General features: G+C 64.3%; 25 protein-coding genes. 6 read left to right on the top strand and 19 right to left on the bottom strand.

The features are described 5' to 3' along the window. The 6 genes from ADAD_RS0101275 to ADAD_RS0101250 all read right to left on the bottom strand — a co-directional run bounded on the left by ADAD_RS0101275 (position 1) and on the right by ADAD_RS0101250 (position 3,967). Positions 1-765 carry a hypothetical protein gene (locus ADAD_RS0101275; RefSeq protein ID WP_139020290.1) on the bottom strand — a complete coding sequence of 255 codons (765 nt, stop codon included), beginning with the start codon at positions 763-765 and terminating at the stop codon, positions 1-3. Continuing rightward, positions 762-1,655 carry a bifunctional methylenetetrahydrofolate dehydrogenase/methenyltetrahydrofolate cyclohydrolase FolD gene (gene folD / locus ADAD_RS0101270; RefSeq protein WP_010408395.1) on the bottom strand — a complete coding sequence of 298 codons (894 nt, stop codon included), beginning with the start codon at positions 1,653-1,655 and terminating at the stop codon, positions 762-764. Before folD ends, ADAD_RS0101275 begins: the two co-directional genes overlap by 4 nt. After that, positions 1,652-1,948 (bottom strand): YggT family protein, encoded by a 297-nt coding sequence (locus tag ADAD_RS0101265; RefSeq protein ID WP_010408392.1) that lies wholly within the window; start codon positions 1,946-1,948, stop codon positions 1,652-1,654. Before ADAD_RS0101265 ends, folD begins: the two co-directional genes overlap by 4 nt. Positions 1,949-2,038: 90 nt before the next feature. Next, positions 2,039-2,995 (bottom strand): acetylglutamate kinase, encoded by a 957-nt coding sequence (gene argB, locus ADAD_RS0101260; RefSeq protein WP_010408388.1) that lies wholly within the window; start codon positions 2,993-2,995, stop codon positions 2,039-2,041. A 65-nt stretch (positions 2,996-3,060) separates the two neighbouring features. Then, positions 3,061-3,372 (bottom strand): hypothetical protein, encoded by a 312-nt coding sequence (locus ADAD_RS0101255; RefSeq protein WP_010408384.1) that lies wholly within the window; start codon positions 3,370-3,372, stop codon positions 3,061-3,063. 346 nt (positions 3,373-3,718) lie between these two features. Then, positions 3,719-3,967 carry a hypothetical protein gene (locus ADAD_RS0101250; protein WP_010408381.1) on the bottom strand — a complete coding sequence of 83 codons (249 nt, stop codon included), beginning with the start codon at positions 3,965-3,967 and terminating at the stop codon, positions 3,719-3,721. A gap of 147 nt (positions 3,968-4,114) precedes the next feature. Here ADAD_RS0101250 and ADAD_RS0101245 point away from each other — a divergent pair, with 147 nt between their 5' ends. Both ADAD_RS0101245 and ADAD_RS0101240 read left to right on the top strand, forming a co-directional pair. Continuing rightward, entirely contained in the window at positions 4,115-4,600 is a 486-nt protein-coding gene (locus tag ADAD_RS0101245; protein ID WP_010408376.1) for a DUF4870 family protein, read from the top strand. Between the two features lie 84 nt (positions 4,601-4,684). Then, the gene (locus tag ADAD_RS0101240; protein ID WP_010408374.1) at positions 4,685-5,284 is read left to right on the top strand and encodes a thermonuclease family protein; all 600 of its coding nucleotides are present in this window, start codon (positions 4,685-4,687) and stop codon (positions 5,282-5,284) included. 4 nt (positions 5,285-5,288) lie between these two features. Here ADAD_RS0101240 and ADAD_RS0101235 read toward each other — a convergent pair whose 3' ends face one another. From ADAD_RS0101235 to ADAD_RS0101225, 4 genes are all read right to left on the bottom strand, one after another. Beyond that, the gene (locus tag ADAD_RS0101235; RefSeq protein WP_010408372.1) at positions 5,289-5,555 is read right to left on the bottom strand and encodes a hypothetical protein; all 267 of its coding nucleotides are present in this window, start codon (positions 5,553-5,555) and stop codon (positions 5,289-5,291) included. Between the two features lie 155 nt (positions 5,556-5,710). Next, positions 5,711-6,589, bottom strand: coding sequence for a type II toxin-antitoxin system death-on-curing family toxin (locus ADAD_RS16480; protein ID WP_083825528.1), 879 nt, complete (start codon positions 6,587-6,589; stop codon positions 5,711-5,713). Between the two features lie 6 nt (positions 6,590-6,595). After that, entirely contained in the window at positions 6,596-7,657 is a 1,062-nt protein-coding gene (locus ADAD_RS0101230; RefSeq protein ID WP_010408368.1) for a ribonucleotide-diphosphate reductase subunit beta, read from the bottom strand. Positions 7,658-7,812: 155 nt separating this feature from the next. After that, positions 7,813-8,388, bottom strand: coding sequence for a hypothetical protein (locus ADAD_RS0101225; protein ID WP_010408366.1), 576 nt, complete (start codon positions 8,386-8,388; stop codon positions 7,813-7,815). Positions 8,389-8,545: 157 nt separating this feature from the next. Between ADAD_RS0101225 and ADAD_RS0101220 the strand changes: the two genes are divergently transcribed. After that, positions 8,546-8,785, top strand: a complete 240-nt coding sequence (locus tag ADAD_RS0101220) for a DUF2171 domain-containing protein (RefSeq protein ID WP_010408364.1) — start codon at positions 8,546-8,548, stop codon at positions 8,783-8,785. Positions 8,786-8,872: 87 nt separating this feature from the next. Here the strand turns inward: ADAD_RS0101220 and ADAD_RS16940 are convergent, their stop codons facing one another. From ADAD_RS16940 to ADAD_RS0101190, 6 genes are all read right to left on the bottom strand, one after another. After that, positions 8,873-9,040, bottom strand: a complete 168-nt coding sequence (locus tag ADAD_RS16940) for a hypothetical protein (protein WP_010408363.1) — start codon at positions 9,038-9,040, stop codon at positions 8,873-8,875. A 48-nt stretch (positions 9,041-9,088) separates the two neighbouring features. After that, a complete protein-coding gene (locus ADAD_RS0101210; protein ID WP_010408361.1) occupies positions 9,089-11,131 on the bottom strand; it encodes a ribonucleoside-diphosphate reductase subunit alpha in 2,043 nt (680 codons plus the stop codon). 485 nt (positions 11,132-11,616) lie between these two features. Then, positions 11,617-11,898 carry a hypothetical protein gene (locus tag ADAD_RS0101205; protein ID WP_010408359.1) on the bottom strand — a complete coding sequence of 94 codons (282 nt, stop codon included), beginning with the start codon at positions 11,896-11,898 and terminating at the stop codon, positions 11,617-11,619. Positions 11,899-12,004: 106 nt separating this feature from the next. Further along, a complete protein-coding gene (gene nadB / locus ADAD_RS0101200; protein WP_010408358.1) occupies positions 12,005-13,591 on the bottom strand; it encodes an L-aspartate oxidase in 1,587 nt (528 codons plus the stop codon). A 69-nt stretch (positions 13,592-13,660) separates the two neighbouring features. Continuing rightward, complete coding sequence (locus ADAD_RS0101195; RefSeq protein WP_237700704.1) at positions 13,661-15,544, bottom strand: GGDEF domain-containing protein; 1,884 nt, start codon at positions 15,542-15,544, stop codon at positions 13,661-13,663. Positions 15,545-15,746: 202 nt separating this feature from the next. Continuing rightward, positions 15,747-16,679: an ABC transporter ATP-binding protein gene (locus tag ADAD_RS0101190; protein WP_010408354.1), complete on the bottom strand. Its 933-nt coding sequence runs from the start codon at positions 16,677-16,679 to the stop codon at positions 15,747-15,749. A 124-nt stretch (positions 16,680-16,803) separates the two neighbouring features. On the opposite strand from ADAD_RS0101190, the gene ADAD_RS0101185 reads away from it, so the two are divergent. The 3 genes from ADAD_RS0101185 (at position 16,804) to ADAD_RS0101175 (ending at position 18,121) form a co-directional block, all read left to right on the top strand. After that, the gene (locus ADAD_RS0101185; protein ID WP_033193114.1) at positions 16,804-17,058 is read left to right on the top strand and encodes a zinc-finger domain-containing protein; all 255 of its coding nucleotides are present in this window, start codon (positions 16,804-16,806) and stop codon (positions 17,056-17,058) included. 87 nt (positions 17,059-17,145) lie between these two features. Continuing rightward, positions 17,146-17,568, top strand: a complete 423-nt coding sequence (locus ADAD_RS0101180) for a hypothetical protein (RefSeq protein ID WP_029139812.1) — start codon at positions 17,146-17,148, stop codon at positions 17,566-17,568. A gap of 28 nt (positions 17,569-17,596) precedes the next feature. Continuing rightward, the gene (locus ADAD_RS0101175) at positions 17,597-18,121 is read left to right on the top strand and encodes a DUF924 family protein (RefSeq protein WP_010408349.1); all 525 of its coding nucleotides are present in this window, start codon (positions 17,597-17,599) and stop codon (positions 18,119-18,121) included. A gap of 15 nt (positions 18,122-18,136) precedes the next feature. Here ADAD_RS0101175 and ADAD_RS0101170 read toward each other — a convergent pair whose 3' ends face one another. The 3 genes from ADAD_RS0101170 to ADAD_RS0101160 all read right to left on the bottom strand — a co-directional run bounded on the left by ADAD_RS0101170 (position 18,137) and on the right by ADAD_RS0101160 (position 19,395). Beyond that, positions 18,137-18,358 (bottom strand): YrhK family protein, encoded by a 222-nt coding sequence (locus tag ADAD_RS0101170; protein WP_010408347.1) that lies wholly within the window; start codon positions 18,356-18,358, stop codon positions 18,137-18,139. Between the two features lie 73 nt (positions 18,359-18,431). Continuing rightward, entirely contained in the window at positions 18,432-19,139 is a 708-nt protein-coding gene (locus tag ADAD_RS0101165) for an endonuclease III domain-containing protein (RefSeq protein WP_010408345.1), read from the bottom strand. A gap of 55 nt (positions 19,140-19,194) precedes the next feature. After that, on the bottom strand, positions 19,195-19,395 hold the full coding sequence (locus ADAD_RS0101160) for a hypothetical protein (RefSeq protein ID WP_010408344.1): 201 nt from the start codon (positions 19,393-19,395) through the stop codon (positions 19,195-19,197). Between the last annotated feature and the right edge of the window lie 6 nt (positions 19,396-19,401).

Raw genomic sequence — 19,401 nt, 5'->3', positions numbered from 1 at the left:
TCATTCCGGCGGCGAGGCGAAGGATCGCTCGATCACCGTATCCCACGCGCCGGACGTGTAGAAGTCGCCGCGGGCGTATCTTGTTCCATCGGCCCGGTGCTCCCAGTACCAGCGCAGGGTTCCGTCGGGCGAAACCTCCTGGCCGTGGCTGGCACCTGCGGCAGGTTCGATCACCGGCGGCGCGGGCACCGTCGTTCCCGCGCGCGGACAGTCCGCCACCAGCCCGCGGATCGTATCGATCGCGGTGACGACGATCGCATCCTCGTCGATGACCTCGGGCGGCGGCTGCGGATCGTCGCGCCCGGCAACATCGTAGCTCCACTCGTAATCGTCGTTCCTGTCGTCACGCTCCCACACGGTCACGAAGGTGCCGACGAAGCCTTCGGGCTCCCGGTAACGGCCGGAACTGACGGCCAGATTGCCATCGCAGCTCATGATGACCGTGCGCGGGCTCCACTCGATGGTGGTTTCGGGGTCCTGGAGGCTGGAGAAGACCGGGCGCGCAGGCACGGGCCCGTTTCGCCCATGCACCACCGCATCGCCTGCGGCGAAGTCCAGCATCGCGGTATACTGGCCCCGTTCGCGCGCAGCGAGCTGGTATTCCACTTCGCGCGCGACGATCTCGCCGGGCTGGGCTGCATAGGGCGCGCTGCCCAGCGCGCGGTCGATTACGTCGCGTGGGGTGCGCGGACCCGATGGGCCCGCACAAGCGGCCAGCATGCAACCGGCGAGGATCGTCGCGGCGAAAGTGTGCGCTGGCTTCACAGGCCCTCCGGCGGTTCGAGCCCCTCATGCGCGTGCGCCGCGACAAGCGTGTTACGCAGCAGCACCGCGATGGTCATGGGGCCGACCCCGCCGGGGACGGGCGTGATCGCGCCCGCCACATCCTTGACGCCCGCGAACTCGACATCGCCCACCAGACGCCCTCTTTTTTCGCCCTCGGCAGGCGCAAGGCGATTAATGCCGACATCGATCACCGTGGCTCCGGGCTTGATCCAGTCCGCCTTGACCATCTCGGCACGACCCACCGCGGCGACCACGATATCCGCACGGCGGACGACCTCGGGCAGGTCCTTCGTTCGGCTATGCGCGATGGTGACGGTGGCGTTTGCGTCCAGCAGCAGCTGCGCCATGGGCTTGCCCACGATGTTGGAGCGCCCGATGACAACCGCGTTCAGGCCCGAAAGATCGCCCAGCCGGTCCTGCAGCAGCATGATGCAGCCAAGCGGCGTACACGGCACGAACCCTTCGCGCCCGACCATCAGCCGCCCCGCACTCTCGACATGGAAACCGTCGACATCCTTGCCCGGATCGATCGCCGCGATCACCGCCTGTTCGTCGAGATCGCCCGGCAGTGGCAGCTGGACGAGGATGCCGTCGACCGCCGGATCGGCATTCAGCTGCTCGACCAGCGCGATCAGATCGTCCTGCGATGTGTCGGCAGGCAGGCGGTGCTCGAAGCTCTCCATGTTGGCGGCCAGCGTCGCCTTGCCCTTCGCACCGACATAGACCTGGCTGGCCGGGTCTTCTCCCACCAGCACCACGGCGAGGCCAGGCTTGCGGCCCGCCTTCTCGGCAAAGGTGGCCGCATGCGCGCCGACGCGCTCGCGCAGACTGGCCGCGAAGGCCTTTCCGTCGATGATCTGTGCGCTCACGCCAGGCCTCCGATCACCGAACCGAGGATGATCAGGAAGATCTGCAGCACGATGATCAGCACCAGCGGCGAGAAGTCGATCGCGCCGGTCTGCGGGAGCAGGTTGCGGATCGGCCTGAGCACCGGATCGAGCAGCGAATTGATCGAACGGTAGATCGCAACCACGAAGTCGTTCCCCTGGCTGACCACGTTGAAGGCGAGCAGCAGGCCGATCACGAACTGCACGATGATCAGCATCACGAAGACGTTCGTGAGCAATTCGACGATGTTGTAGATGGCGAAAAGGGCTTGCATGGCGGCCCGGTCTCCTGAGCGTTTTTCGGTAGCGTCTTACAAGAGTAATACGCCAATATGCGAAGGCAAGGGTGCGGTTCGCCCGCAGGCCTAGCCGTTTTGGACGGCTCTTACGAGCGTGCCCGCGCCGCTTGCGGTGAAGAACTCCAGCAGCATGGCATGTTCCACCCGCCCATCGAGGATGACCGCTGCCTCGCACCCTTCGCGCGTGGCGGCGAGGCATGTTTCCAGCTTCGGGATCATGCCGCCGGTGATGACGCCTTCGGCCCGCAGCTTTTCGATGCTGGCCTCGTCCAGTTCGCTCACCAGTTGCCCGTCGCCGTCGAGCACGCCCGCCACATCGGTCAGCAGCAGCAGCCGCGCCGCGCCCAGCGCCCCGGCGAGCGCGCCGGCCATCGTGTCTGCATTGATGTTGTAGGTTTCGCCATTATCGCCCGCACCGATGGGGGCGATGACCGGGATGAGGCCGCTGGCGGTGGCCATTTCGATCACCTGCGGGTCGATCTCTGCAGGCTCGCCCACGAAGCCCAGATCGACCAGCTGTTCGATCGCGCTGTCCTCCACCCGCGTATCGCGGCTGACCTTGCGCGCCTTCACCAGCCCTGCGTCCTTGCCCGACAGGCCCAGCGCACGACCGCCCGCGGCGTGAATTGCGGCGACGATCTGCTTGTTGATCGCGCCGGACAGGACCATTTCGGCGATCTCCACCGTGGCCTCGTCGGTCACCCGCAGACCATCGACGAAGCGGCTTTCCACGCCCACGCGTTCCAGCATCGCGCCGATCTGCGGGCCGCCGCCATGGACGACCACGGGATTGATGCCGACCGCCTTCAGCAGAACGATGTCCTGCGCGAAGCTGGCCGCAGCGGCGTTGTCGCCCATTGCGTGCCCGCCGTACTTCACCACGAAGGTGCGCCCGGCATAGCGGCGCAGGAAGGGCAGCGCCTCTATCAGCACGCTGGCCTTTGCGCCTGCATCGAGGCCCGCATTCGGGCCTGCATTGCGGGGGGCCGCGCCCCCGCCGTTCACCGGTGGACTCTCGCTCATGCCCCGCGCGCTAGCGGGGCTCGCGCGGTTTGGGAAGGCGGGACCACACGCCCCGCCTCGCCGTCCTACTCGTCCTGCGGGGTATCGATCGCGGTTTCGGGCGCATCGCCCTCCGCCTCGGCGCCTTCGGGGGCCACGGTCGCGACGGGATCGATGCCGTTCACATCGTCGATCGCTTCGGTGGTGAGTTCGGATTCGTCGCTCAGATCGGTGTCGAGCCGTTCTTCGGTCGTGGTAACCGCGCTATCGGGCAGGTCCGGATCATCGCCATCGGCGTTCACGAAGACCATGATCGCCACCAGTGCGAGAACCGCGATCACCGCGATCCAGAGCCATTTGCTCGAACTCTTCTTCTCGATCACATCGTCGTCGGCCATGGTGCTTGCTCCTGTTGCTGAGGGATGTCCGCGCAAGGCGGCTTGCCCTTCCAACAAGCGGCAGCGGGCCGAGGTTCCGCGCGCTCCCCGGCGAGCGGCCTGCCGCGCGCCTGACACACCTGACACACCTGACACACCTGACACAGTGTCTAGGAGGCGAAAAACGCCCCGGGAGCAAACCGCCGCTCCCGGCGCGAAGGCGCGCGTCGGGGCAGCACGTGCGGGGGGGGCGACCGTCATGGCCGCAGACATAGCGCAGCGCGGTGCCTGTAGGACAGCGCCAGAACGGCAGGCGCGGGCGGCGGGCACGCAGGCGCGACGGGCGAAAGACGCCGCGCGCTGCGGCCTATTCTTCGGTGGTATCGCTTTCCTGCGCCGTTTCGTCTTCCGCCATTTCTTCGGGCGGCACGTTGGTCATCTCGGTTTCGGGCACATTCACCGGGACGCCCTGGGCATCCTCGTCGGCCACGATCAGCTCGCCGCCGCTCTTGTCGACGGCGTCGACCTCGTAGGTGGTTTCCTCGGGCTCGCCGCAGGCGGCAAGACAAAGCGCGGCGGTAAGCGTGAGTGCGGCAGGGGCGAAACGAACGGCCATGGCGATTCTCCTGTGAGGACAAGGCTGGCGGCAAATCTTGCACCGCGCCGCAGCGATGGCAAGCCGCGCAGTTTCCCGCAGGGCCTGCCTGGGCTATAAGGTCCGGCGGTGGCCGGTACGAGGCCGGGCGAAGGGGGGAGAGCGCAGATGAGCGATGACTACGCGGGCAATGGCGAGGGTGCGGCCGGGGCGGAGCCCGATACGGGCGTAACGCTCTACCGCCCGATCATCGTGGCGATCCTCTACCTCGCCAACCTGTTCACGGGCTTCAGCGTGCTGATCGGCCTGATCCTCGCCTACGTATGGCGCAACGACGCGGACGTGACCGAGTGGGAGGAGACGCACTTCACCTACCTCATCCGCACCTTCTGGATCGGCTTCTGGGTGTGCCTGCTGGTGTTCGGCGCGGTCATCGCGCTGGCCGTGGCGACCACCGCCGGGCCCGCCTTTGCCGACCAGACGGCGATCGACGCGGCCCCGCACGAGCCGCCCGCCGGAATTATCGCCGCGATCTTCGGCGGCGTCGGCATCGGCTTCCTGATGTTCGTGTGGTACTGCGTGCGCAGCATCCTCTCGCTCGCCAATGCGGCCAACCGGCGGTCCATGCCCCGTCCGAAGACGTGGCTTTTCTGAGAGTTAGACGCCTTTCACCCCGGTAGGGGCGCATTAAGGATCAGGCTTAATCGGCCCTTGAGACCTTGCCCCCGATAGCGGGGCATGGGCGATCCCGTCTCCTTTCGCCGCCCCTCCTTCCGCTCCGCGTCACACGGCGACCCGGGCGCGCGCCCGGCTGCGCCTTCGCGCAAGACGAAGCGCGCAGCCTGGTGGGACGCCGCACGCGGGCTGGGCCTGGTGCTGGTGGCCGCGCCGCTGGCGGTGTTCACCGCCATCCTGCTGCACGACGGCTTGCCCAGCCTGAGCGCGACGCCACAGAACTCGCAGGCGGCGGCGGAGGTGCAGCGGGTCGAGAAGCGGTTCGGCCCCTGCATCGGCGGCGAACGCCATACCTGCGTGGTCGATGGCGACACGATCTGGCTGAACGATGTGAAAATCCGCATCGCCGATATCGATGCGCCCGAGGTGTTCGATCCCGACTGCGAGGCAGAGCGGATCGCCGGACAGCGCGCGACCGAGCGACTGACCGTGTGGCTCAACGCAGGCGCATTCGAAGTGCACCCCAACCCCGACGGGCGCGACGCAGACCGCTACGGCCGCAAGCTACGCGTGCTGGCGCGCGGCGGATCGAGCGCGGTGGATGCGCTGGTGGCGGAGGGTGTTGCTGCGCGGTGGGGCGGCGCCGGGAAGGCGTGGTGTTGAGGTATCAGGTTGCTTCTGCGGAGGAGAGCCTGTCTGCGTCGACCAGCTTCCGATGGAGCGACTCTGCCGAGAGTTCGAGCCCATTGGGGCATCCCAGCGCGCCGAAGCTGATAAAGGCACGTTCGAAGAACGCTCTGTCCGAAAGAGGTTTGGTCAGGACGGTTTGCGTGGTGAGCAGGTCTTTCGCCGACCACTCGCCATGGCTGCAGTCGGAGAAGGCAAGAGACAGGCACCGCGGCCCGCTTCGTTCGACGTGGGTTAGCTTAATCATTCTGATCGGCTCCGGGTATCTGCTCCAGAGGTAGCAGCGCCTCGGCGCGCCTCCAATTCTCGGCGAGTTCGGCGGAATGAGTCGCGACGCGATTTCGCAGGCCGATCACCTTGCGCGGTTGCTGGTACGCCGAACCAGTATCAATTGAGAACTTTTTAACGATCGGCCAATCTGATTAGAGGCTCATTGTAAGTTGCGATGAGTGATTGCATCGGATCAACTCCCTTAAAAAAGGCGGCCGAATCCACGCCATCGCTATATGAAAGACCGGTAAGCGCTCTTACCTTTTTAACTTCTCCGTGAGCAACCTTAGCGCCCCAACGAGGAAAACCTATCGTGCCCAGCCGAACGCGCTGGGTTGATGGCTTGAGGAGCCCAAAACCTCTTTGCTTTTGAACGTATCGGACAACATCAATTCTGTTGCCGTGGGGATCTTCTAATTCCACGCCGAAGCCCGAAAGTATCCCCTTGAGCTCGCGATAGGTGATTTGATAAGTTCGGGAATCTAGCTTTCTAGTATTGTCTCTGAGCCATTTAGAAACAAATCTTATCTCAGGATCATCCACACCTTGCTTGAGAAAATCTCTATACCGGCGAAACTTCGTCAGAGCGTTCTCTGCTATTTGAACCGTCAAATCCTCAAACTTAGTTTCATGGACTGACGGACAGTATCCGGCGTCGTAAAGCTGATATAAAGATGTCAGAAAGGCCGTGCGCTTATTGGCGTCGTAGAATGGATGATTTTTGATTATGCCAAACATCAGCGTCGCGGTTGCATCAAATACCGTATCCCATTTCTTTTCGCCGCCGAAGGAAGCGACTTGACGATATACAGCTGATTCCAGAAGGTTTGGCGACTTCACACCGATACCACCAATCCCTGTACCTTCTAAATAGAAGTGATTAGCAATTAAAAAATGCGATCGCAGCACGTCGCCCACAGAGAGTATAGGCCGACCAAATTCTTGGATCGGCTCTAGCTTAGTTAAATTTCGGTCATACTGTTCTTGGACCTCAACTTCTAGCTCAAGCAAACGCCACTACTCCGCCGCTTGCACGCCCCCAGCATCATCCCCGAACAGGCCCGGGCCGTCGTCGGCCTCTTCCTCGTTCGCGGCCTTGCCGGCGCCCTGGCGCTTGTCGAAGGTGCTCCACACCGTGTTCCAGTCGCCCTTGGTGGCGCCCTTGGAATATTCGGTCGCGCGCTGTTCGAAGAAGTTGGCGTGCTCCACGCCGTTCAGCAGCGGGGTCAGCCAGGGCAGCGGGTGCTCGTCGATCATGTAGATCGGCTGCAGGCCCAGCTGGCCCAGCCGCCAGTCCGCGATGTAGCGGATGTACTTCTTGATTTCCTTCGCGGTCATGCCGGAAACCGGGCCCATCTCGAAGGCGAGGTCGATGAAGTTGTCTTCCAGCCGCACCGACTTCTGGCAGATGTCGATGATGTCTTCCTTCACCGCCTTGGTGTAGCAGTCCCGCTCGCGCACGAATTCGTGGAACAGGCGGATGATGCCTTCGCAGTGCAGGCTTTCGTCGCGCACCGACCAGCTGACGATCTGCCCCATGCCCTTCATCTTGTTGTAGCGCGGGAAGTTCATCAGCATCGCGAAGCTGGCGAACAGCTGCATGCCTTCGGTGAAGCCGCCGAACGCGGCGAGCGTGCGGGCGATATCCTCGTCCGTGTCGACGCCGAACTGCTGCAGGTAGTCGTGCTTGTCCTTCATCTCCTCGTATTCGAGGAACATGCCGTATTCGCTTTCGGGCATGCCGATCGTGTCAAGCAGGTGGCTGTAGGCCGCGATGTGGATCGTCTCCATGTTGGAGAACGAGGCGAGCATCATCTTGATCTCGGTCGGCTTGAAGACCCGGCCGTATTTTTCGTGATAGCAGTCCTGCACCTCGACATCGGCCTGGGTGAAGAAGCGGAAGATCTGGGTGAGCAGGTTACGCTCGTGATCCGAAAGCTTCTGCGCCCAGTCGCGGCAATCCTCGCCCAGCGGCACTTCCTCGGGCATCCAGTGGACCTGCTGCTGGCGCTTCCAGAAGTCGTACGCCCAGGGATATTCGAAGGGCTTGTAGGTCTTGCGGGCTTCGAGCAGCGACATTGGTGGTTCTCCGGGGCGCGTGGGCCTTCTTCGGTGTTTACGGTCTGACTGGATGTACCAACATAAGGAATCACAGCGGTGATTCGATAGCAAGCGGGGCGAATGGATCGGGGATAAGCAGTACGCGGTGCTACGGTCTTTGACCCAGATCACGCCTAGCCGGGCAATCCGCCGATCAACAAAGACAGCACTACGACCACAATCACGATGCCGATACCTATCGCCGCGCCGAGACCCGCGGCCGGTTCGTTGAAGAAGGCGCGCATCCAGCTCTGGTGCTCTTCGTCTTCCTCGATCGCGGCGAGTTCTTCGGGCGACATCGCATTGCGCTTCACCTTGGCCCACATCCACCCGCACGCGAGGAAGAAGCCGCTGGTGAGGGCCATCGCGGTGAAGCCCCAGCCCTTGCCCATCATATGCTCCAGCTCGTCCATGAGGTTTTCCTGAAAGACGATCAGCAGGGGCGCCCCGATCATCATCAGCGCTGCCCGGGGAACAAGGGTTGCCGGCGATTTCGGTGGGGCGTCCTCATCGTGATCGAGCGCGAGCACGTCGGCAATGTCGTGCTTGCCTCCCGCGCGCGCCTTGCGGATGCGCCAGCCCCGCAGGTGCCACATCGCCCACGGGAACAGCAGGGCGACAGGTACCACCAGTGTGACAATGGCAAGCAGCCACAGATCGCCCTGCGTGATCTCCGCTGCGCCTATATGAAAAGCCGCATCTTCCCCCATGGCGCAAAACATGCCCCACGCTCCGCACCTCCGCAAGCCGGGGCCCGACTACCGCCTTTGGCCCCGGGCCGGAACGAATCCCCCGCTCCATCCATTGTGTTCATGTAAGGCGGGCCCAAGCAGGCCCTTGAAAATAAAGACAAGATTGGAGCATTTTATGTTCGAGAAGATTCGTATCAAGGAACACATGGAAGTCGTCGATGCCACCAAGCAGCACGTCGGCACGGTGGACGAAGTCGAAGACGAGCGCATCAAGCTGACCAAGTCCGACGCGATGGACGATCAGCACCACTTCATCGCGCTGGACGCGGTGGATTCGCTGGAAGACAACCGCGTCGTCCTGAAGGAAGGCACGCCGCTGCCCGTCGGCCTCGGCAACAAGGCAACCACTGTATAAGCAGCTGGAGAGGCGAGCCGGATAACCGGCTCCGAAACAAAACCCCGGCACGCCATCGCGGCGCGCCGGGGTTTTTCATATGCGGGGTCAATAGCCCTGGGAGACGAACAGCAGCATCACCGCCATGAGCATGAGCAGCGCTGCAAGCAGCAGCATGATCTTCGAGCGTCGCTCCTGCGGCACCCGGATCGTGTAGATCGCCACGGCGATGACGAGCACGGCAACGATGATCGTAGCGACCGGAAGAATGTCCATGGCCGCCCCTTCGCGTCGCCCTTCAGATCCGCGCTTCCCCTGCCGGACTTACTGGCAGGCGAGGCATTCCTCGTAGTCGGTCTGCTCGCCCGTGCCTGCGGCCAGCTCGTACTTCGCAGCTTCGGAGGTGTTGTCCGCCTCCACGCCGCCCGCGAAGCCCGCGCGCTGGATGCTCTTGGAGCGCAGGTAGTAGAGCGATTTGATCTTCTTCTCCCACGCGTGGAAGTGGAGCATCATCAGGTCCCACTTGTCGACATCGGCGGGGATGAAGAGGTTGAGGCTCTGCGCCTGGTCGATCATCGGCGAACGGTCGGCCGCGAATTCGAGCAGCCAGCGCTGGTCGATCTCGAAGCTGGTCTTGTAGACCGCCTTCTCCTCCGGCGTCAGGAAGTCGAGATGCGCAACGCTGCCGCCGCGTTCGAGGATCGAATTCCACACATTGGTCGAATCCTTGCTCTTTTTAGCCAGCAGTTCCTGCAGATACGGGTTCTTCACGATGAAGCTGCCCGACAGGGTCTTGTGCGTATAGATGTTTGCCGGGATCGGCTCGATGCAGGCCGAGGTCCCGCCGCAGATGATGGAGATCGACGCGGTCGGCGCGATTGCCATCTTGCAGCTGAAGCGCTCCATCGCGCCCATTTCCTCGGCATCGGGGCACGGCCCACGCTCGTGCGCCAGCACCATCGAGGCTTCGTTGGCCGCGGTCGAGATGTGCTGGAACATCTTGATGTTCCACGCCTTCGCCATCGGCCCTTCAAGCGGCAGGTTCTTCGATTGCAGGAACGAGTGGAAGCCCATCACGCCCATGCCGACGCTGCGTTCGCGCGCGGCGGAATACTTGGCGCGCGCCATTTCTGGCGGGGCGCGGTCGATATAGTCCTGCAGCACGTTGTCGAGCATGCGCATGACATCCTCGATGAACTGCTTGTCGGTGTTCCACTCGTCCCACTTTTCCAGGTTGAGCGAGGACAGGCAGCACACCGCCGTGCGATCATTGCCCAGGTGGTCGCGGCCCGTCGGCAGCGTGATTTCGCTGCACAGGTTGGAGGTCGAAACCTTCAGCCCCAGATCGCGGTGATGCTTGGGCATCATGCGGTTCACCGTGTCGGAGAACACGATGTAGGGCTCGCCCGTGGCCAGCCGCGTCTCGACCAGCTTCTGGAACAGGCTGCGCGCGTCGACCGTCTTGCGCACCGAGCCGTCGCGCGGCGAGACGAGGTCGAATTCCTCGCCTGCGCGCACCTTTTCCATGAACTCGTCGGTGACGAGAACGCCGTGATGCAGGTTGAGCGCCTTGCGGTTGAAATCGCCGCTGGGTTTGCGGATTTCGAGGAATTCCTCGATCTCCGGATGGTTAATATCGATATAGCATGCTGCAGAACCGCGCCGCAGAGAACCCTGCGAAATCGCCAGCGTCAGCGAATCCATCACGCGCACGAAGGGGATGATGCCGCTGGTCTTGCCGTTGAGGCCGACCGGCTCGCCGATCCCGCGCACATTGCCCCAGTAGGTGCCGATCCCGCCGCCCTTGGAAGCGAGCCACACGTTCTCGTTCCAGGTGTTCACGATCCCGTCGAGGCTGTCCTCGACCGAGTTGAGGTAGCAGGAAATCGGCAGGCCGCGCGCGGTGCCGCCGTTCGACAGCACCGGGGTGGCGGGCATGAACCACAGGTTCGAGATATAGTCGTACAGGCGCTGCGCGTGCTCCTGATCGTCGGCGTAGGCGTCGGCCACGCGCGCGAACAGATCCTGGAATTCCTCTCCCGGCAGCAGGTAGCGATCCTTGAGCGTTTCCTTGCCGAATTCGGTCAGGTTGGCATCGCGCGAGGAATCGGTCACGATCTCGAACCGGCGCGGATTGACCTTCTTGCTGTCGGGCACGGCATCGCCCGCGCCGCTGGCGGCGACGGCCTTGGCCATCGCGTCCGCTGCGGCGGTTTCCACCAGCTGTTCCGAACCTGAATCGTTCTTGTCCATCGCAATTGCCTTCGCTTGGCCCTTCGCCTTGGCTTTCGAAGCGGCCTTGCTCGCGGGCCGCACCGTGCCTTCGTCCGTATCGGTCATATCGGTTTCGCCAGTGCTGAATTCCATGGATTCGCCCCTAAAGCATTTCCCGGTGAAACCGCGATCCGCGCGCCCCACCTTCGCTTGAATGTCTTCTGCGGGGAATCCCGGTTCGTCGCGCAAAGACACGTGTGACGCGCCCCGCCTGTTGCGAGCGTCACCCTGGTGCCTCTGCGTGCCGATTTGCCGAACCTTGGCTCCGGTCTTCATCCGCATCGCGAAGGGTTGCGAACATGAATCAGGTGGCCGGATGGCGCAAGGGGAGCGGCGGGCAAAATCGGCAAAGCGACGCTGCGAAGAGTCTGGACGAAAGGCCAAAGCCAAGCCCCCCGGCGATTCGCCGCGCGGACCGGGCGGCGATCAATCTGTGAAAAACTTCCGCTTGCCTATCGTCGCTTCCTTGGGTTCGCGGCACAGGCGCCGGTTCCAACGAAAAAGGCCTCCGCGCGGATGCGCGAAGGCCCTCTCGATATGACATCCGGATTCGTTCGCGTGACAGCGAACGCAGATGCTTATTCCATTTCGTCGGCGACTTCGTTGATCTCGTCGGCACGCTCGTCGCCGATGTCGTCGATTTCCTCTGCACGCTCGTTCAGTGCGTCTTCGCGGGCATCGGTGCTGGCTTCGTCGGCCTGCTCTTCGAGGGCAGCGGCGGTATCGTCGCCATAATCCTCGACTTCGTCGGCGCGCTCTTCAAGCATGTCGCCCTGCTCTTCGACGGCGCTGTCTTCGCCACACGCGCTGAGCGCGAGGGCGGCGGCGGGAAGGGCGGCGAAAATTGCGAGCTTCTTCATGATAATTCCTTGCTGTTGCCTCCACCACGACGGGCGGTTCACCCCACTAATGGGCGCCCGCCACGATCCGGCCACAAACTAACCATTATCAAGTCGCGCTGCTCCGTCAGCGCGGCAGCAGCACCGTATCGCGCGCCACCGGATCGGTTTCGGGATGGTCGAGCGTGAAGTGCAGGCCCCGGCTCTCCTGCCGCTTGAGCGCGCATTGCACGATCAGATCGGCCGCCTGCAGCAGGTTGCGCAGCTCGATCAGGTCCGTCGTCACACGGAACTGGCCGTAGTAATCCTCCACCTCGGACTGCAGCAGGCGGATGCGGTTGGCTGCGCGCTCCAGCCGCTTGGTGGTGCGCACGATGCCGACATAGTTCCACATGAAGCGGCGAATCTCGGTCCAGTTCTGCTTGATGACCACCTCTTCGTCCGAATCGGTGACGCGGCTGGCGTCCCACGGGCGAATTTCGGGCGGGGCGTCCAGTTCGTCCCACATCGACAGGATATCGCGCGCCGCCGCCTCACCGAAGACGAAGCATTCGAGCAGGGAGTTGGACGCGAGGCGGTTGGCCCCGTGCAGCCCGCTCTCGGTACATTCGCCCGCGGCCCAAAGGCCCGGCAGGTCGGTGCGCGCATACAGGTCCACCAGCACGCCCCCGCAGGTATAGTGCTGTGCGGGCACCACGGGGATCGGCTGCGTCGTCATGTCGATGCCCAGGCCCAGCAGCTTTTCGTGGATCGTGGGGAAATGCTCCTTCACGAACTCGGGTTCGCGGTGACTGATGTCGAGATGGACGTAGTCGAGCCCGAAGCGCTTGATCTCCGCATCGATCGCACGGGCGACGATGTCGCGCGGGGCCAGTTCCATCCTTTCGGGATCGTACTGCTCCATGAAGCGCACGCCGGTGCGCGGGTTGAACAGCCGCCCGCCTTCGCCGCGCACCGCCTCGGTGACGAGGAAGTTCTTGACCTCCAGGTTGTACAGGCAGGTGGGGTGGAACTGCATCATTTCCATGTTGGAAACGCGCGCGCCCGCCCGCCATGCCATCGCGATGCCATCGCCGGTCGCGCCGCGCGGCGCGGTGGAGAACAGGTAGCAGCGGCCTGCGCCCCCCGCTGCCAGCACGGTGGCCCGCGCGACATGCGCTTCCACCTTGCCCGTCTTCTCGTTCAGCGCGTAGGCGCCCCAAATCTGCCCCGCGCCCGAATAGCGCGTCTCGTGCCGCCCGGTGATCAGATCGATGCAGCTGCGCCCGGGCAGCATGGTGATGTTGGGGTTGGCCTCCGCCGCCCTGAGCAGCGCCTCCTGCACCGCCCAGCCGGTCGCATCGTTCACATGCACGATCCGGCGATGCGAATGGCCGCCCTCGCGCGTGAGGTGCAGCGCCCCGCTTTCCTTGTTGAACGGCACGCCCAGTTCGATCAGCCGGTCGATCGCATGCGGCGCGCGTTCGATCACGAATTCCACCGTGTCGCGGTCGTTCAGCCCGGCGCCCGCCACCATCGTGTCGTGAACGTGATTCTCGAACGTATCGCCCGCGTCGAGCACGGCGGCGATGCCGCCCTGCGCCCACGCCGTGCTGCCGCCCGTGAGCGAGCCCTTGGCGAGCACCAGCACCTTCTTTTCTTCCGCGAGGGCCAGCGCCGCGGTCAGACCTGCGGCGCCCGACCCGATGACGAGCACGTCGTGGGTTTCGGTCATCCCCGCGTCATGGCCTCAGCATTGCCCGGCTGCAACGTTTTGCGTGATTGCCGGGCCGCGCCGCGAAGGTCAGGCCGCCTTGACGGGCCTCGATTGCGCGGGCTCGACGGGCTCGGGCAATTGTGCCGGCGGCAATCCGGGATCCTCCGCATGGCCGCTCGCGCAGGTCCGGTCCCGGCCTTGCGCCTTGGCCGCATAGAGGCGCTTGTCCGCCAGCTTGACGCAATCGTCCATGCTGTCGTCCGTCTCGTGGAGCATGGCGACCCCGGCGCTGAAGCGCAGGCGGTAATCGGGCGCGAAGTCGAACGCCTCGCGCTCGGCCCGGATACGGACCCGATCGATGATGCGCGCGGCCTGCGCCGCATTCGTCGCAGGGAAGATCACCAGGAACTCTTCCCCGCCCCAGCGCCCCACGATATCGGTCGGGCGGACACTGTCTTCCACGATCCGCGCAAATTCGCTGAGCACCCGGTCGCCCGCATCGTGCCCGAACCGGTCGTTGCAGGATTTGAAGTGGTCGATATCGAACAGCGCCACCGAAGCGCGTGGCCTTGCCGATCCCACGATGCGCAGCGCCTCCGCTGCCTTTTCCAGCGCCGCGCGCCGGTTGGAAAGCCCGGTCAGCGGATCGGTCATCGCCAGGCGGCGGAAGCGGCGGCGGTGGCGCAACAGGAAGAAGATCAGCGTGCCGAGCAGCAGCAGCGCGGTAATCGAGCCGACGATCACCGCGATGGCGAGCCGCAGACGCGCCTCGCTCGCCCGCTCTTCGGCGGAGAGGCGTTTCTGCAATACCTCGGTCTGGAAGCGGGCCTGCAAGGCAGCCACCCCGCTCTGAAGTTCGTCCCTGCGATATTCTTCCAGCACTTCGTTGGCCTGGTGCATGTCGGCATAGGCCTGCGCATTGCGGCCAAGCGCGGAAAGCGCCTGCGCGCGGGTCTTGAGCGCTTCGGCCCAGTCTTCGGCCGGGGTATCGCCCCGTCCTTCGGCGATCAGCGGATCAATCAGCGAGAGGGCCTGCCTCTCATCGCCTTGCGCAACGCGAAGCTGGGCCATCTGCGCAGTCGCCGGGAACGACATGCGCTCGTTCGGCCTCGCCAGCCCCTGATAGGCGCGCTCGCACGCAGGTGCTGCCTTGCCCAGCGCACCCCCCTCGAGCGCGGCCCGGCACACGCCCAGCTGTGCATAATCGACGGCATATTCGTTGCCGTAACTATGCGCCTGTTGCGCCGAAGCCTCGAAGTCACGGATGGCACGCTGCCAGTCGCCATCGGCGAGGTGGGTATAGCCGCGCAGGACCAGCTCGTTTGCCGCCAGATCGCTCAGGTCGAGCGCAAGATATGTCTTGAGCGCTTCGGAATTCAGGCTCTTCGCATAATCGAAGTCATGCCCGGAGGAGACGAGGAAGGCGAGCATCGTGGCTGCTTGCGCATGCGCGATGGATTGGCCCTTGCCCGCGCTGTTGCGATAGGCCTGGCTTGCAAAGATGAAGGCCCGGCGCGGATTTTCCTGCACGGCGAGGTCGTAGGCCAGATCGATCGCCAGGCAGGCCTTCGCATCGCTGCCATCCGGCAGCGCCCGGTAGTCGCGCTCGATAGAGGCCAGTTTGCTCTGCTTTTCCGGACCGGCTTGCGTTCGGAAGTAATCATCCATCCGCACCATCAGGTTCACGGGATCGCCATCGGGCAGGGCGCTGGCGACGCGACCCGCCTTTTTCGACGCCGGCGCCGGGTCCATCCCGCCCATGCTCAACGCGATCGACTGGACCAGATGCAGCTCTGCCAGCCGGCGCGTATTGGCCTTGTCGGTCCTGGCGATCCGTCGCGCGATCTGTTCGGCTGCAGCAGCGGGATTGCGCCCCGCCTCCAGTTCCAATTGGGCGACGACCGGATCGATGCTGCCCGTGCAACGCGCCGAGGCCGGGGTCGCGACAAACGTGAGCAATACGGCAGCCACGCCCCACACGGCGCCGGCAGAGCGGGCCGAAACCCTTGAAAGAGATGAGAATCTTCTCACTCCGCCGCATTAACGAGGATGCATTGACCAAAGGTTATCGCGCGAGCGGAAAATATTAACGAAAAGGCCCGCTTTCCGCCGGCCCCAATGCGGCAGGCCGGAGGTGGCGATCGGTTGACCGGTCTTGCGTTCCCCGGACCGGTCAGCTGGTCAGCTGAACGAACACGTCTTCCAGATCGGGCTCCAGCGTCGAGACATCCTCGATCGCGTAGCCGTGGCCCTGCACGATGGTCAGCACCTGGCCCGCCGTCATCGTGTCGCGGTCGTAAGTCTCCTCGAGCGTCCGCGGCGCGGTCACTTCGGCGCGGGTGAACGCATCGTCCATCGGGGGGCCGGCCAGATCCTTGTCGACCTCCAGCCGGATGATCTTCTCGCGCGCCATGCCCACCAGATCGCGGGTCGGCTTGTCCGCGATCAGTTCGCCATGGTTGATGATGGCGATCCGGTCGCACAATTCCTCGGCTTCCTCGAGGTAATGCGTGGTCAGCACCACGGTGACGCCCTGATCGTTCAGTTCCGTCACCAGTTCCCACAACTGCCGCCGCAGCTCGACATCGACGCCCGCCGTCGGCTCGTCCAGAACGAGGATCGGCGGGGAGTGCACCATGGCCTTGGCGATCAGCAGGCGGCGCTTCATCCCGCCCGATAGCGTGCGGGCATAGGCATCGCGTTTGTCCCACAGGCGCACCGCCTTCAGCAGCTCCTCGCTCCGCCGCTCGGATTTCGGCACGCCGTAAAAGCCCGCCTGGTTCTCCAGCACTTCGAACGGGGTGAAGAAGGGATCGAACACGATCTCCTGCGGCACGATGCCGATTGCGCGCTTGGCGTTGCGCGGGTTCTTCGCTGTGTCGAAGCCCCAGATTTCCGCGCTGCCGCCGGTGCGGCTGACGAGGCCCGCCAGAATGTTGATGAGGGTGGACTTGCCCGCGCCATTGGGGCCGAGCAGCCCGAACACGCCGCCTTGCGGCACATCGAAACTGACGCCTTTCAGGGCAAGCTTGCCCTCCCCCTCGCCCTTGTTGGGGGCGTAGCGCTTGGTCAGGTTCTTGATCGAGATGGCTGGGCGATCCTGCATGCCCCCGCCCTAGTGCGCGCGCGAAAGCATTTCCAGCCGTTTGAATTGCCTCGATGTTGCGCATGGTCGTGCGCGACCCTCTTGCCCGGGGGCGAGCGCGAAGATATGCGACACAGCCATGCCGATGCCGCCGCCACCCGAAATCTCCAAGGTCCTCACCCGCCGTGTATGGTGCGACGGGGCGACCGACATCCGCTCGGGCAAGAATTACAAGCCCGCCGCGCTGGGCCATCCGAAGGTCTATCTCGAGATCGACGAGCACGGCTATGTCGATTGCGGCTATTGCGACCGGCGATTCGTGCTGGAAGGCGGCCCTGCCGACGGCGTGGACCAGGCCGCGCTGCCCGACATCAGCGAAGGCGCCGACCCGGGGCACTGAGGCGCGCGGCGTCTGCGGAGCCTTACGCCGCGATCAGGCGTTGTTCAGGACGGATGCGGTATCCGCACCTCCTGAAAGGACGACACCATGAAACTGCGCTCAGCACTCCCCGCCCTGGCCGCCCTTGCACTCGCAGTGCCAGCCGCGGCCCAAAACGACACCCAGGCCGAAACCGCCAAGATGGATCGCGGCGAGCAAAAGCTAGCCAAGCTTCTCGAAGGCCGCGTTGCAGGTGAACCCACCAACTGCGTGATGCACCGCCCCAACGCACGCCTGTACGTGATCGACGAGACCGCGCTAGTCTATGACGCGGGCAGCACGATCTACGTGAATTACACGAGCGATCCGGAAAGCCTGGACGATCACGATTACCTCGTGCTCAGGAATCCGACGCCCAACATCTGCCGCACGACGCAGATCACCACGCGCGACCGCGGGTCCAACACCTTCAGCGGCGTGATCTTCCTCACGGACTTCATCCCCTACGAACGCGTCCGCGAAGAGGGCTGATCCGATAGCCGCGCTCGCGCGCCCATGGATGGCCGAGCTGCACCATTTCTGGTTCCGCACGCTCGGCCCTTCCGACTGGTACGCTTCCGACTCCAGCGTCGATTCCGAACTGAGACGCCGCTTCGCGCGCGAATGGCACGCCCTGCGCCATCTCCCCGCCGCCAGCTTCCTGGATTCGCCGCGCGGGGCGCTGGCCGCCGTGCTTCTGTTCGATCAGGTGCCACGCAACCTGTTTCGCGGCTCGGCCCAAAGCTATGCGAGCGATCCGCTCGCACGCGCAATCGCCACGCAGGTGCTGCGCCGTGGCTGGCATCGCTCCCTCACGAGGGACGAACGCCAGTTTCTCTTCATGCCCTTCATGCATAGCGAGGATATCGCCGACCAGCGGCTGAGCCTCATGCTCTTCGCGCGGCTGGGCGGGGCCCTGTCTTTCGCGCGCGACCATTACGCGATGATCGCGCAGTTCGGGCGCTTCCCCCATCGCAACGATGTTCTCGGCCGCGAAACGAGCGCGGCCGAAGCGCGGGCGATCGAAAGGGGCCACGCCTGGTAGGCAGGCCGGGCGCTCTCAGTCGTCCCCGTCGCCAAGGTTCACGAAGAACTGCCCCAGCGCACCGACGAACATGGCCGCAGCGCCGACGATGAACAGCCATACCCCGATCGTCTTCCATGCCTCGAACGCGGGCAGGAAAAGCACCGAGCCGACCAGAAAGGCGAGATTGCCGAACAGGCCGATCCCGCGGTGGATCCAGCCATAGTCTTCGACGATCAGGCGAATGGGATCTGACATAGGGCCTCCGTCTGCTGCTCTGCCAATCGCAAAACATGGCGGCGCGGCGTGGTTCCATGAAAGGCCGCGAAGATCAGCCCGTCGAGGCACGACCCGTTTCGCACAGCGCCTGCGCCACGCAGTTTGCGCAATCGAGGCTGCCCGGGCGGCACCAGGTCTGCCCGACCTTCTTCATCAGCAGGTGATGCTCGTCGTAATCCGCCGCGCTCCATTCGGGCGGCATGGCGGGCATGATCGCGGCGTAGGCGCGCGCGGTGTCGGCCTTCGGCGGCACCAGCCCCATGCGCTGGAGGATGCGGCGATGGTGCGAATCGAGAACCAGTACCGCCCGGTCGAACGTGGAGGCATTCATCACCCCCGCCGCGATCTTGCGGCCGATGCCGGGCAGCTGCTCCAGCCAGTCCATCGCGGCTTGCGTGTCCATCGCTTCGAGGTGCGACAGGTCCACCGCGCCACGGCGGGCGACCAGATCCGTGAGGCAGGCTTTCAGTCGCTCGGCCGCCATGTTGGGATAGGTTTGCGTGCTCAGGTCTGCCTGAAGATTTTCGAGCGGAGCTTCGGCCACCGCCTCCCCGCTACCATATTTCCCCAGCAGGCTGTCGGTCGCCTCGTTGGAGATTTCCGACTTCGTGCGCGCGCCGATCACGCCCTGCACCAGCACCCATTCCGGCGCGCGGCGCTCCCTCGGCGCGCGCTCTATGCGCCCGAAGCGCTGGACCAGCAGCGGCTGAAGCCGCCTGAGCGTTTCGGTGCGCGGGTCTTCGCCGAGGGGAAGCTGCATCGGTCCGGCATAGGCCGGGCTGCGCGAAGACGGCAAGCATCCTCGCGTGCGATGGTCAGCGGCCCAGGCCCGTCTTGGCGACGATCTGTCGGGCGACGAGCCACGAGATCGGAATGGCGAGGACCAGACCCGCGGCCGACGCGATCGCGATGGGCTGCCATCCGGCCTGCATATCCATGGAAAGGACCGCAATCACGGCCATCCCCATCACAGTGGTCGCCACGATCGGCAACAGGATGAGCGTTATTCGAAACATCAAACG

Origin of the sequence: Citromicrobium sp. JLT1363 (genome assembly GCF_000186705.1) — a bacterium.
GTDB lineage: Bacteria > Pseudomonadota > Alphaproteobacteria > Sphingomonadales > Sphingomonadaceae > Alteriqipengyuania.
This window is presented reverse-complemented; position numbering and strand designations above follow the sequence as displayed.